The sequence below is a fragment of the Lysobacter enzymogenes genome, from assembly GCF_017168095.1.
GTDB lineage: Bacteria > Pseudomonadota > Gammaproteobacteria > Xanthomonadales > Xanthomonadaceae > Lysobacter > Lysobacter enzymogenes_D.
On sequence record NZ_LXSD01000068.1, the window covers coordinates 1 to 12680 of the forward strand.

Consider the following 12680-nt stretch of genomic DNA (forward strand, 5'->3'; position numbering starts at 1 on the left):
CGGCGTCGGGCAGCGGCCGCGCGGGCGGCAAGGGTTCGCCCTGGCCGGCGATGGCGTCCGGCGGCAGCGCCGGGGCCTGGCCGAGGTTGCCCGGGTCGTAACCCGGCGCCGCGTTCTCCACCGCCAGCGGGTCGGTCGGCTGTGGCTGCGCGCCGAACGGCAGCGGCGCCTGCAGCGGTCGTTCGATGGTGTTCGGCGCGGCGCCGGCGGCGGCCTGGATCGGCGGCTGCATCGGCGCCGACGCGGTGCGCGGCGCGTCGAGCAGGGCCGAGTATTCGCGGGTCAGGCGGCCCTGGCCCCAATCCACTTCGATCAGGAAGGTCAGCAGCGGCTGCTGCACCGGCTGGGTGCTGGTGACGCGGATGACCGGCTTGCCGTTGGCGTCGACCGCCAGGGTGAAGCGCAGGTCGGTGACGATGCCCTGCGGCGGCTCCAGGCCGATGCGCTGGAAGGTTTCCGGCGAGGCCAGGCCGGCGCGCAGTTGCGCCAGTTCCTCCGGGCCGCTGGCGATGACCGGGATTTCCGCCAGCAACGGCTGGCCGGCGCGCGATTTGACCTCGATCTGGCCCAGACCCAGCGCGCAGGCCGCCGAGCTGGCCAATGCCAGCGCCAGGCCCAGAGCGGTGCGTGCGAAACCTGATCTCACGAGGCATCCCAATCCGAAGTCAGGCGGCGACTCTAAAGGTGTACGGGCTTAATGCGCAACGCGTTCGTTAAGTTTTCATCCTAAGCCGTTGACTGGCGGTGAGGAAGCGGGTGTTTGTGGGAGGGCCTTCAGGCCCGATGCTCTTGTCTCAGTTCGCCGCGAACTGACCGAAGGGCATCGGGCCTGAAGGCCCTCCCACAAAAGAAGGTCGAAGGCCCCCAAAACGAAATCGGGCCCCGCAGGGCCCGATCTCACCGCTGAGCGAAGAGCCTCAGCGCTCGTTCCACACCAGCTCGGCCAGTTGCACCGCATTGGTCGCCGCGCCCTTGCGGATATTGTCGGCCACCACCCACAGCGACAGCCCGCGCGGGTGCGAGATGTCCTCGCGGATGCGGCCGATGAACACCGGGTCCTCGCCCGAGGCGTGGGTCACCGGGGTCGGATAGCCGCCGCCCTTGGCCTCGTCCACCACCACCAGGCCCGGCGCCTTCTCCAGCAGCGCGCGCGCGTCCGCGGCCGAGAGCTTGTCGCGGGTCTCGATGTGCACCGCCTCGGAGTGGCCGTAGAACACCGGCACCCGCACCACGGTCGCGTTCACGCCGATGCTGTCGTCGCCGAGGATCTTGCGGGTCTCCCAGACCAGCTTCATCTCCTCGGTGGTGTAGCCGTTGTCGGTGAAGTCGCCGCCGTGCGGGATCACGTTGAAGGCGATCTGCACAGGGTAGATCTCCGGCTGCGCCTCCTGGAAGTTCAGCAGCGCCGCGGTCTGCCGGCCCAGCTCTTCCATCGCCCGCTTGCCGGTGCCGGACACCGACTGGTAGGTGGCGATGTTGATGCGCTCGAGCTTGGCTTTGCGGTGGATCGGCGCCAGCGCGACCATCAACTGCATGGTCGAGCAGTTCGGATTGGCGACGATGCCGAGCGGGCGGTTCTTGAGCGCGTCGGGATTGACCTCGCTGACCACCAGCGGCACGTCGTCCTGGTAGCGGAACGCCGAGGAGTTGTCGATCACCACCGCGCCGGCGGCGGCGAACTTCGGCGCGTATTCCTTCGACACCGAGCCGCCGGCCGAGAACAGGGCGATGTCGACGCCCTTGGGGTCGAACCTGGCCAGGTCTTCGACCACCAGGGTCTGGCCTTCGAACTCGATTTTCTCGCCCGCCGAACGCTCGCTCGCCAGCACATGCAGTTTGCCGATCGGGAATTTGCGCTCGGCCAACACCTTCAACATGGTTTCACCGACCGCGCCGGTGGCACCGACGACGGCGACATTGCAGGACGTCTTGGCGTTCATCTGTTCTGAGTTACCTGACTTGTGGGGACCGCCGGACCCATTTCCGGCGGGTGGTGCGAAATCGTGAGGGTTGCGGCGGCGGCGCTGGTGGGAGGGCCTTCAGGCCCGATGCTCTTCTTTCGGATCGCGGCGACCTGGCACAAAAGCATCGGGCCTGAAGTCCCTCCCACAACAGCACCGTCGAAGGTTCATCGCCCCGCCCTCGCCGCCGCAGCTTCGGCCGCGTTAATTGGGCTCGGCGGATCGCCCGCGCGCGGGCCGCAGCCCAGCGCGGCGATCAGGTTGTCGACCGCCAGCGCCACCATCGCCCGGCGCGTGGCCAGGCTGCCGCTGGCGATGTGCGGGGTCAGCACCACCCGGCGCTGTTCGAGCAGGCGCGGGTTGAGCCGCGGCTCGCCCTCGTACACGTCCAGGCCGGCGGCGCCAAGGCGGCCTCGTTCGAGCGCGTCGCACAGCGCGTCCTCGTCGACGATGCCGCCGCGGGCGATGTTGGTCAGGGTCGCGTGCGGCTGCATCCGGGCCAGCGCGGCGGCGTCGATCAGGTGATGCGCCTGCGGCGAATACGGCAGCACCAGGATCAGGTGATCGGCGCGCGCCAGCAGTTCGTCGAAGCCGACGTAGCTCGCCTTGCAGTCAGCTTCCACCGCTTCGGGCAAGCGGCTGCGGTTGTGGTACAGCGTGCGCATGCCGAAGCCGGCGGCGCGGCGGGCGATGGCCTGGCCGATCCGGCCCATGCCGAGGATGCCGAGCGTCGCGCCGTGCACGTCGGCGCCGAGCAGGCTGTCGAAGCTCCAGCGCTGCCAATGCCCCTCGCGCAGCCAGCGCTCGGCCTCGCCGATGCGGCGCGCGGCCGCCATCATCAGGGCGAAGCCGAAATCGGCGGTGGTTTCGGTCAGCACGTCGGGGGTGTTGCTGGCGAGGATGCCGGCGGCGCTGAGCGCGGGCACATCGAGATTGTTGTAGCCCACGCCGACGTTGGCGATCGCGCGCAGGCGCGGTGCGCCTTCGATCTGGGCCGCGCCGATGGGATCGTTGAGCGTGACCAGCGCGCCGTCCATGCGCCGCAGGATCGCGTTGACCGCGTCCGGCGCGTGCCGGGTGACTTCGGCCGTGGTCTCGACCTCGAAATGCTCGCCCAGCCGCGCGACGATGTCGGCGAACAGCGGCTGCGAGACCCACACGCGCGGACGCTCAGACATCGCCCGTGCCCGCATCGTCGAAGCCGGCCTGCGTCGGCACCCGCGGCGTCACCGTGCCGACGTCGCCGCATTGCGCGCGATGGCGCAGCGCCTGGTCCATCAGCACCAGCGCCACCATCGCCTCGCAGATCGGGGTCGCGCGCACGCCCACGCAAGGGTCGTGGCGGCCGACGGTGACCACTTCGACTTCGTTGCCGTGCACGTCCAGGCTGCGGCCCGGCAGGCGCAGGCTCGAGGTCGGCTTGAACGCGGCCGAGCAGCGCAGGCGCTGGCCGGTGCTGATGCCGCCGAGGATGCCGCCGGCGTGGTTGCTGGCGAAGCCCTGCGGCAACAGCTCGTCGCGGTGCTGGGTGCCCTTTTGCGCGACGCTGGCGAAGCCGTCGCCGATCTCCACGCCCTTGACCGCGTTGATGCTCATCAGCGCCGCGGCCAGTTCGCCGTCGAGCTTGCCGTAGATCGGCTCGCCCCAGCCCGGCGGCACGCCGTCGGCGATCACGTCCACGCGCGCGCCGACCGAATCGCCGGACTTGCGCAGCGCGTCCATGTAGCGCTCCAGCTCGCCGACCTGGTCCGCGTGCGGCCAGAAGAACGGATTGCCCTCGACCGCGTCGAGGTCGAAGCCGGCCGGCACGATCTCGCCGATCTGCGCCATGTAGCCGCGCACGACGACGCCGTAGCGCTGCGCCAGCCACTTCTTGGCGATCACGCCGGCGGCCACGCGCATCGTCGTCTCGCGCGCCGACGAGCGCCCGCCGCCGCGCGGGTCGCGATGGCCGTACTTCTGCCAATAGCTGTAGTCGGCGTGGCCGGGGCGGAACTGCTCGGCGATGTTGCCGTAGTCCTTGCTGCGCGCGTCGGTGTTGCGGATCAGCAGCGCGATCGGGGTGCCGGTGGTGCGGCCCTGGTAGACGCCGCTGAGGATTTCGATCTCGTCGGTCTCGCGCCGCTGCGAGGTGTGGCGGCTGCGGCCGGTGGCGCGGCGCTCGAGGTCGTGGCGGAACTCTTCCGGCGCCAGTTCCAGGCCCGGCGGGCAGCCGTCGACGACGCAGCCGATGGCCGGGCCGTGGCTTTCGCCGAAGGTGGTGACGGTGAGGAGGGTTCCGAAGCTGTTGCTGGCCACTGCGGGGGGATCCTGGTGGGTGCCGGGTGGAGCGTTGGCGATGATCGCGGGGGTGGGTGTGGTGGGGATGAAGCGGGTTTGTCGTCGTTGCGGATTCGCGGTCGCGGCTCGCGCCGCTCCTACAGGGGCGGATCGATGGTAAGTCGCGGCCGTGACGGGCGGAAATGATCGATTCGCAGGCGCCGCCCCCCCCATTTTGAGAGAACCAGGAGTGCCGGCACGAATCACAGCGAGCGCCCCAGACGCGACGAAGCATCGGGTCCGAGGACGTTTCCGCGGGACTTGCCGCCAGGCCCGGCCCGCGGAAACGTCCTCGGACCCGATGCGCCCCGCCCGCGCGACGCAACCGCGCGCGCACCGCCCCGGCCACCATAGCCGACCGCTCCGGTTTCCGCTGCAACGAAGGCAGGCGCAAGCCCGCGGCGATCTCCAAGGAGTCCGCAGGCGTAAGCGTTCGAGGAGCGCAGACGCCGCGGGGCGCTTGCGAGTTCCGGCCGGTCGGCGCCGGCGATGCTGTGCAGTCAGCGTCGCGTGCGGCGCTGCGCGAGGCGGGAACCTCGCGCTACCAGCCGCCGACGCGCGTGATCTTGAACGGCTCGATCAGGCTCGCGCGTCGGCGAGCCGTTTGATCGCGTCGTGGTGCTCGACCAGGTCGTGGCGCTCGACCACGAAGATGCCCATCTGGCCGACCTTGAACTCGACCCAGGCCAGCGGCAGCTGCGGCAGCAGCTCGCTCAGCGCGCGCTCGGCTTCGCCGACTTCGCAGATCAGCAGGCCGTCCTGGCTGAGGTGCTGCGGCGCGTCGCGCAGGATCTTCAGCGCGAGGTCCAGGCCGTCGTGCCCGGCGCGCAGGCCCAGTTCCGGCTCGAACGAGTACTCGCGCGGCAGCGCGTCGGTCTCGTCGTCGGTGACGTAGGGCGGGTTGGTGACGATCAGGTCGAACACCTCGCCCTGCAGGCCCTGGAACAGGTCGGACTTGCGCAGCTCGACGTTGCCGGCGAGCAGGCGTTCCTTGTTTTCCGCGGCCAGCGACAGCGCGGCGTCGTTGATGTCGGCGCCGATCACTTCCCAGTCGGGGTGGTAATGGCCGGTGGCGATGGCGATGCAGCCCGAACCGGTGCACAGGTCCAGGGCGCGGCGCACTTCGCGGCCGCCGAGCCAGGGCTCGAAGCCGGCTTCGATCAGCTCGGCGATCGGCGAGCGCGGCACCAGGGCGCGCACGTCGCTCTTGAAGCTCAGGCCGGCGAACCAGGCCTCGCCGGTCAGGTAGGCGGCCGGGATGCGCTCGTCGACGCGGCGCTGGAACAGCGCCAGCACGGCGTCCTTCTCTTCGGTCGTGACCCGGCCCTGGCCGTAGACCGGGCTCAGGTCGTGCGGCAGGTGCAGCGCGTGCAGGACCAGCTGGGTCGCCTCGTCCAGGGCGTTGTCGTAGCTGTGGCCGAAGCTCAGCCCGGCCGCGTTGAAGCGGCTGGCCCCGTAGCGGATCAGGTCGACGAGGGTCAGCGGTTCGAAGGAAACGGAAGCGGGCACGGCGGGTCCAGGACGGGATGCGGAGCGAAGCAGGGGGCGCAGTATAGCTTGGGTCGGCAATGCGGAATCGGGACCGGGCCCGGCCGCCTTGCCGATCCCCCAGCGCGAATCCCCTATCATGGCCGGGCATTCAAGCTGGAACCGCCATGTTCAACCGCACTACCGCCATCGTCCTGGTGGCCGCGCTGGCCGCCGCGCTGGGCCTGTGGGCCTCGCAGAAATACTTCGGCAGCGCCAAGCGCTCGCACCTGCCGCAGACCCAGGCGGTGCGCCTGTTCGACCCGCCGCGCACCCTGCCCGCGTTTTCGCTGCGCCAGTCCGACGGCACCCAGCTGATCCCGGGCGAGCTCAAGGGCCACTGGACCCTGGTCTTCCTCGGCTTCACCCATTGCCCGGACGTGTGCCCGACCACGCTGGCGCAGATGTCGGTGGCGCAGAAGGCCTGGGAATCGATCCCCGAATCGACCCGTCCGCGGGTGCTGTTCGTCTCGGTCGATCCCGAGCGCGACAGCCCGGACAAGATCGGCGAGTACGCCCACGGCTTCCACAAGGACACCCTGGCCGCGACCGCCGACGTGCCGGCGCTGGAGAATTTCGCCAAGTCGCTGAGCATGGTGTTCGCCAAGGTGCCCGCGCCGGCCGGCGCGCCGGAAAACCAGTACTCGATGGACCACAGCGCGAGCATGGCCGTGCTCGACCCGCAGGGGCGCATGGCCGGCCTGGTGCGGCCGCCGTTCGAGCCGAACGTGATCGCGCGCGACATGGCCGCGCTGACGGAGGCCTCGCCGTGAGCCTGGTCACCACCCTCACCTACGTGCTGCCGCACCGGTTCCTGTCGGGCCTGGCGCGGATGCTGGCCTATTCCGACGACCCGCGGGTGAGCCGCTGGCTGATCGACACGGTGACCGAAAAGTTCGGCGTCGATCTCAACGAGGCCGCCAACCCGGACCCGCGCGCCTACCCGACCTTCAACGCCTTTTTCACCCGCGCGCTCAAGCCCGGCGCGCGCCGCGCGCAAGGCGACGCGCGCACCCTGCTGATGCCGGCCGACGGCCGCATCAGCCAGTGCGGGCCGATCCGCGCCGGCGAGATCTTCCAGGCCAAGGGCCGCTCGTTCACCGCGCTGGAACTGCTCGGCGGCGACGAGGCCGCGGCGGCGCCGTTCCGCGACGGCGACTACGCCACCGTGTACCTGTCGCCGCGCGACTACCACCGCGTGCACATGCCCTGGACCGGCACCCTGCGCGAAACCGTGCACGTGCCCGGGCGACTGTTCAGCGTCGGCCCCGACGCGGTGCGCAACGTGCCGCGCCTGTTCGCGCGCAACGAACGCCTGGTCTGCCACTTCGACACCGACTTCGGGCCGATGGCGCTGGTGATGGTCGGCGCGCTGCTGGTCTCGGGCGTGGAAACAGTGTGGAGCGGGATCGAGATCCCCGCCTACGGCGACCGCGTCACCACCAAGGACTACCGCGGCAAGGGCATCACCCTCAAGCGCTTCGAGGAAATGGCGCGGTTCAATTACGGCTCGACCGTGATCGTGCTGCTGCCGCCGGGCGCGGCGACGCTGGACGCCGCGTTGCAGGCCGAAACCGCCGTGCGCCTGGGCCAGCCGCTGGCCCGCCGCACCCGCTGAAAGCCTCCTGCAGGAGCGGCGCGAGCCGCGACCGCGACACCTCGCTTGCGTCGTAGGTGCGGTGTCGCGGTCGCGGCTTGCGCCGCTCCTACAGGTAGCCATCCAACCCCACGGAGGGGAAACGCATGACCCGCTACGGACGCATTTTCGTTCTCGCCACGCTCGCCGCCGCCCTCGCCGCCTGCGGCGCCAAGAGCGAATCCGAGCAACTCGCCGACCTGCGCGACGGCCTGACCTACACCCAATACCGCCGCGTCTCCGAGAACGGCCTGCCGGCGGCGCTGGCGACCTACCGCTTCGGCGCGCAGTTCAGCGACAAGGCCGGCATCGCCGGATCCGACCTGCCCGAACTCGGCCCGGCCGATCTGTGCATCGCCCACCTGCTGCTGGCCTACGGCGCGCTCGGCGCCGACAAGACCACCCTGGCGCTGGCCGAAACCGACATCGTCGAGGCGCAGGAGTGCGCCGCGTTCGACAATCTCGCCGCCGCCTCGCTGCGCTCGGTCGCGTTCCAGCGCCTGCAGTGGCCGCAGCTGGCGCAGGCCGAGAGCGAGCGGGTCTGGGCCGCCCAGGGCGACGGCGATTTCGACCAGGGCCCGGCCGGGCAGATGCTCGCCCTGCACCTGGGCCTGGGCTACCTGGCGGTCAGCGAAAAGCGCTGGGACCGCGCCCAGGTCCACGCCGACGCGCTCGGCCAGATGTTGCGCGCGCCGTGGCTGGGCCAGATCGCCGGCGCCGGCGTGGCGGTGCAGGAAGGCCGCACCCGCGACGCGCTGGTCGCGCTCAAGCGCCTGAGCGCGGACCCGAGCGTGCCGGCCGAGCTGCGCAAGGAACTGGCCGGGCTCATCGCCCAGGCCGAGGCCAAGGGCGACGACGTCGATTCCTTCGCGTTCATGCCGCGGCTGGCGACTTCGCTGGCCTGGGACGCGGTGCAGGCGCACGGCCCCGAGGCGATGCGCGCGGCGACCCGCTTCGCCGACGAGCAGGCGCTCAAGCCGATGGGCGAGTCGCTGCAAAAAGGCGTGGGCCAGGCCGGCGATGTCGCCGGTGGATGGTGGCGCAAGGCGCGCGAGGCACTGACGTCGCCGGGGCCGCAGGCGCCGGCGGAGAAAAAGGACGAGGGTCGGGCCGAGCCTGCGGCCTGACCGCTGGCGCTCGGGGACGATCGGTCGCGCTAAGCGCGCAGGCGCCCACCACGCCGTCATTCCCGCGAAGGCGGGAATCCAGGGCTTCATCGCGACATGACGCTGAAGTCTCTGGATTCCCGCCTTCGCGGGAATGACGGCAGGTGGGTGGCGCGGTCACGGCAGGTGGGTGGCGCGGTCCGCCGTGCGGCTTGCATGCGCTTGCGCGCGCGATCAACCCCGCGCCAACGCCGCCGAGCGCCCGATCCACCACTGCGCGGCCCAATAGCTGACCAAGACCACGGCCTGCGCAGCCGCGAACGGCGCGGCGAAGCGGTCGATGGCCAGGGTCGCGTCGGAAAACACGAAGAAGGCCCCGCCGATCGCCGCCGCGACGCCGGCCGCGTCCGCGCGCGTGCGCCACACCGCCGCGGCCTGCGCGGCCATCGCCGCCAGCACCGCGACGTAGACGATCACCGGGATGCGCAAGTCGTTCGGCAGATGCGGCCACAGCACGCCCATCACCGTCGCGGCGACCGCCGCATAGGCGAGGAACGGCCACCGCGCCGCGAACGGCCTGGCGCGCCTGCACAGGCCGACCAGATACGCCACATGCGCGCACAGGAACGAGCCCAGGCCGAACACGAACCAGTCGCCGGGCAGCATCAGGAACGCATCGCCGGCGGTCGACAGCAGCAGCCCGGCGAAGATCGCGCGGCGATAGCGCGGATCGGCGCCGGCGCCCTGGCGCAGCACCATCGCCGCGATCAGCAGCGTGGTCGCGGGCTTGAACAGGTAATGCAGCCAGATCGCGCCGGGGGCGTAGGCGCCGACGATGGCCAGGGCGGCGGAGACCGCGATGCAGGCCGCCCAGATACGCGCACCGCCGCTCATCGCGCGGCTCCGGCAGTTGCGGGCGCAGAGCGCAACAGGGCGACGATCCTTTCGCGCAGCGCCGCCTCGTGCTCGGCGACGCCGGGAACCGGATCGTTCTCGGCATGTCGCCGCGAACGCTCCAGTTCGGCCCGTGCGGCCGCGGCGTCGCCGTTCAACGCCGCCGACAGCGCGCGCACCCGCGGCGCCACCTGCGGCGCGCGCCACAAGGCCGGCTGCCTCAGGTCGAGCGCCGACAGCGCCTGCTCGGCTTCGCGGTCGCCGCCGCCGAGCGCTCGATGAAACACGTCCTGCACCTCGCTTATGGCCAATACGTCAGCCACCGATTCGCGCTGCTGCGGCGCGTAGGCCTCCGCGCGCTCGCGCATGCGCGCCAGGACCCGGGCCGCATCGGCCGCGGCACCGGCCTGCTGCGCGGCTTCGAATTCCAGCCAATCGCGCATCAGCGGCATCGGCTCGGGCTCGGCCGCCATCCGCTGCAGCAGCGCCGGGTCCAGTCGGTCCGCCGGCAAGCCGGCGGCGAAATGACCGAGCACGAGCTTCAGCGACCAGCCCGGCAGATCCTCATAGCGATTGAGCGAAAGCCGCCAGAGGTTCAGCCCGTCGCTGGGCGTGTGGCCGCCGACGAGATAAGGCAGCAGGTTGAGCACGCCGATGGCGAGGTGCACCGTGGCCAGCGGGCACAACGCCGAACGCAGCGGCGAAAGCGGCAAGAGCAGCGCGGCGACGAAGCAGGCCGCGGCGAAACACAGGTTGGCCAGGCTGCCGCCGGCGACCATCCACATCGCATCGCGACGCACGTCGCGGCGCGGGTCCGGCAACGCGACCACCCATCCGCCCAATCCGCGCCGGGCGCTGTTGCGCCCGCGCAGGCGCAGGCGCAAACCGCGCCGGCGCGGCTGCAGCTCCAGCGGGCCGATCACCACCACCGCCACCGCCATGCGGCGCAGGCGCGCGGCCCACCAGTGCCCGCACTCGTGCACGGGCACCACCGAGATCATCGCCAGCAAGGACGCGCCGACCAGCAGCGCCACGGGAACCGGCCCAGTCCCCGCCATCAGCTCGGACAACGCCACGACCAGCGCACCCCACATCGAGCCCAGCCAAAGGCGCGAGAGATACGTCCATCGCCGCAAGGCGCGCGGCGACAGATCGCGCAACACGGGCGCGTCGCCGCCCGGACGGGCGGCGGGTCCGGCGGCAGTCGCGTCCGTGCTCATGCCGGCCTGCGCCTCAGTCGCCGCAACCGCTCAACTTGATCCGCTGCCCCGGCTTGACCGCATAGCGCGGCGCCTTCAGCCCGTTGGCCTTGGCCAGCGCGCGGGTGTCGCAGGAGAACTTGCGCGCGACGTCGGTCAGGGTGTCGCCGCGCTGGATCTTGTAGTCCTTCGGCGTCGCCTTCTTCTTCGGCTCGGGCTTGGGCGCCGGCGCCGGGCGGCCGGTGGCGACCGTGGTCGGCACCGCGGCGGCGCTGGTGCCGGCATAGGCCACGGTGCCGTCCTCGCCGGCGCTGGACACCGGCAGCACGGTCAGCGGGCCGGTGCGCACGATCGCGCTGTTCGCGTCGCTGGCCACCAGCGTGCGCGCCAGCTCGGCGCGCTTGCCCTGCACGCACCAACGGTTGTACAGGCTGACCATGCGGGTCGTCGCGGTCAGCGTGGTGCCGGCGGAGAGGTAGCTGTCGGCCTGATAGCGCGGGTTGAGGTTGCGCAGCGCGCGCATGTAGCCGTCGCGGCTGCCGCTGCCGCCCATGCAGATGGTCAGTTCGTAGATCGAACTCGGCCGGCTCAGGCGCAACTGCGCGAGCTTGCTGTCGACCTTGGGAAAATTCAGGCCGTACTCGCGCGGGTGCAGGAACAGCCACGCCGCGGCGACCACCATCGGTACGTAGTCGCGGGTTTCGGCCGGGAACTGGTTGTAGACCGACTCGTCCCAGAAGTTGCGCCCGCCCGAGGCGTTGTTGATCCGCAGCGCGCGGCCCTCGCCGCCGTTGTAGGCGGCCAGCGACAGCTCGATGGAGTTGTTGAGCTGGCCCAGGCGTTCGTTCAAGTACTCGGCCGCGGCCTGCGCGGACTGCTTGGGGTCGTAGCGGGTGTCGAAGCCCGAACCGTCGTCGCCGAGGCCGAAACGCTTGCCGGTGGCGAACATGAACTGCAGCGGGCCGGCGGCGCCGACGCGCGAGGTCGAATGCACGCGGCCGTTGGATTCCTTGGCCATGATCCCGAACAGCAGCGCCTCGGGCAGGCCGGCGCGCTGGAACTCGGGCCACATCAGCCCGCGCATGTACTGATAGTTGTCGTAGCTCTGCATCAGCGGGCCGCGCAGGTCGGTCAGCCAGCGGCGGATGCCGGCCTGCACGGCCGGGTTGTACTGGACCATCTTGACGAAGCGCTGGCCGTCGTCGCTGAGCAGCGCGGCGGCGCGCGCGGCCTCGGGCACATCGGCGGCGAGGCCGTCGCTGTCGAGCTGGCCGGCGTCCTCGGCGTCATCGTCGGTGTTGGCGACCGAGTCGGCGTTGGCCTTGAGCAGGCGCTTGTAGCCGGCCAGCATGGTGCTCGGCGCGCAGCCCTTCTGCTTGAGGCAGGCGGCGATCACGTCCTCCATGTCCTCCAGCGCGGCATCGCTGTCCTGGCGGCCGGTCGGGTCGGCGTTGCGGATCTTGACCAGGGCCGACTGATAGCGGGCTTCGGCCGACTGCATGCGCTGGCTCAGCGCGTCGACCGCGGCCTGATCGCGCTTGGACAGGGCCGCGGCTTGCGGCGAGAGGCTGCACAGCGCGAGCGCGGCGGCGAGCGGCGCGACCGCCGCACGGAAGCCGACCAGGGCGCGCGCGGCGCGGGCGGGACGTGAATATGCGGGCATGAGGCGTGCGGCAGGTCCTTTTTGCGGGGGGGCCAGGGTAACGGCGCGGGTCCGGGCCCGGCAAGGACCGTGACCGGACGCGGGTTTTCCAGGCCTTCCCGGCGGGTGGCGGGCGGACGCCCGAGCGGATGAGCGAGGTTCGACTGGCCGGCGCCAACGAAGTTCAGGCCGACAGCCGATTTTTCGCCCTCAAGCTCGCAAGCACGAGCGCCCCCCCCAAACCACACCGCCCTGCGATCAATCCAGAGCACCAAACACCTCCCGTCTTTCCGGCAAAAGCCGGAATCCACACTACGTATGCCTTTGCCCTCAGCTCCCCCCGCCGCCCCGAACTCGCCACAGGCAACCAGAGACCCGAAGGGCGGCGCACAGGAT

At 71.1% G+C, this 12680-nt stretch carries 14 protein-coding genes; 4 read left to right on the top strand and 10 right to left on the bottom strand.

Annotated features, from left to right (window positions below; all coding sequences use genetic code 11):
* Positions 1-646, bottom strand: a 646-nt coding sequence (locus A7A76_RS01940; RefSeq protein ID WP_428995064.1) for a type IV pilus assembly protein FimV, incomplete at its 3' end; no start/stop codon positions are given.
* Positions 647-762: 116 nt separating this feature from the next.
* Here A7A76_RS01940 and A7A76_RS26185 point away from each other — a divergent pair.
* Positions 763-813: a DUF6053 domain-containing protein gene (locus A7A76_RS26185; RefSeq protein ID WP_354519227.1), complete on the top strand. Its 51-nt coding sequence runs from the start codon at positions 763-765 to the stop codon at positions 811-813.
* On the opposite strand, the gene A7A76_RS26190 is transcribed toward A7A76_RS26185, so the two are convergent.
* From A7A76_RS26190 to prmB, 6 genes are all read right to left on the bottom strand, one after another.
* Positions 795-845: a DUF6053 domain-containing protein gene (locus A7A76_RS26190; RefSeq protein WP_428995066.1), complete on the bottom strand. Its 51-nt coding sequence runs from the start codon at positions 843-845 to the stop codon at positions 795-797. The genes A7A76_RS26185 and A7A76_RS26190 overlap by 19 nt on opposite strands.
* Before the next feature lie 72 nt (positions 846-917).
* The gene (locus tag A7A76_RS01945; protein ID WP_206409618.1) at positions 918-1940 is read right to left on the bottom strand and encodes an aspartate-semialdehyde dehydrogenase; all 1023 of its coding nucleotides are present in this window, start codon (positions 1938-1940) and stop codon (positions 918-920) included.
* Positions 1937-2110 carry a DUF6053 domain-containing protein gene (locus tag A7A76_RS26195; protein ID WP_428995065.1) on the bottom strand — a complete coding sequence of 58 codons (174 nt, stop codon included), beginning with the start codon at positions 2108-2110 and terminating at the stop codon, positions 1937-1939. Before A7A76_RS26195 ends, A7A76_RS01945 begins: the two co-directional genes overlap by 4 nt.
* 18 nt (positions 2111-2128) lie before the next feature.
* Entirely contained in the window at positions 2129-3139 is a 1011-nt protein-coding gene (locus A7A76_RS01950) for a 2-hydroxyacid dehydrogenase (protein WP_206409619.1), read from the bottom strand.
* On the bottom strand, positions 3132-4259 hold the full coding sequence (gene aroC / locus A7A76_RS01955; protein ID WP_206409620.1) for a chorismate synthase: 1128 nt from the start codon (positions 4257-4259) through the stop codon (positions 3132-3134). The genes A7A76_RS01950 and aroC overlap by 8 nt, the downstream gene beginning before the upstream one ends.
* Before the next feature lie 600 nt (positions 4260-4859).
* The gene (prmB, locus tag A7A76_RS01960) at positions 4860-5789 is read right to left on the bottom strand and encodes a 50S ribosomal protein L3 N(5)-glutamine methyltransferase (protein ID WP_206409621.1); all 930 of its coding nucleotides are present in this window, start codon (positions 5787-5789) and stop codon (positions 4860-4862) included.
* A gap of 146 nt (positions 5790-5935) precedes the next feature.
* On the opposite strand from prmB, the gene A7A76_RS01965 reads away from it, so the two are divergent.
* The 3 genes from A7A76_RS01965 (at position 5936) to A7A76_RS01975 (ending at position 8570) form a co-directional block, all read left to right on the top strand.
* Positions 5936-6580, top strand: a complete 645-nt coding sequence (locus A7A76_RS01965) for an SCO family protein (protein WP_206409622.1) — start codon at positions 5936-5938, stop codon at positions 6578-6580.
* Complete coding sequence (gene asd, locus A7A76_RS01970) at positions 6577-7425, top strand: archaetidylserine decarboxylase (protein WP_206409623.1); 849 nt, start codon at positions 6577-6579, stop codon at positions 7423-7425. The genes A7A76_RS01965 and asd overlap by 4 nt, the downstream gene beginning before the upstream one ends.
* Positions 7426-7550: 125 nt before the next feature.
* Entirely contained in the window at positions 7551-8570 is a 1020-nt protein-coding gene (locus tag A7A76_RS01975; RefSeq protein WP_206409624.1) for a hypothetical protein, read from the top strand.
* A 213-nt stretch (positions 8571-8783) separates the two neighbouring features.
* Here A7A76_RS01975 and A7A76_RS01980 read toward each other — a convergent pair whose 3' ends face one another.
* From A7A76_RS01980 to A7A76_RS01990, 3 genes are read right to left on the bottom strand one after another with little or no spacing between them, the layout of a single operon-like run.
* Positions 8784-9443 carry a lysoplasmalogenase gene (locus A7A76_RS01980; protein WP_206409625.1) on the bottom strand — a complete coding sequence of 220 codons (660 nt, stop codon included), beginning with the start codon at positions 9441-9443 and terminating at the stop codon, positions 8784-8786.
* Positions 9440-10663: a site-2 protease family protein gene (locus tag A7A76_RS01985; protein WP_206409626.1), complete on the bottom strand. Its 1224-nt coding sequence runs from the start codon at positions 10661-10663 to the stop codon at positions 9440-9442. Before A7A76_RS01985 ends, A7A76_RS01980 begins: the two co-directional genes overlap by 4 nt.
* A gap of 13 nt (positions 10664-10676) precedes the next feature.
* Complete coding sequence (locus A7A76_RS01990; RefSeq protein WP_206409627.1) at positions 10677-12305, bottom strand: transglycosylase SLT domain-containing protein; 1629 nt, start codon at positions 12303-12305, stop codon at positions 10677-10679.
* Positions 12306-12680: the final 375 nt, after the last annotated feature.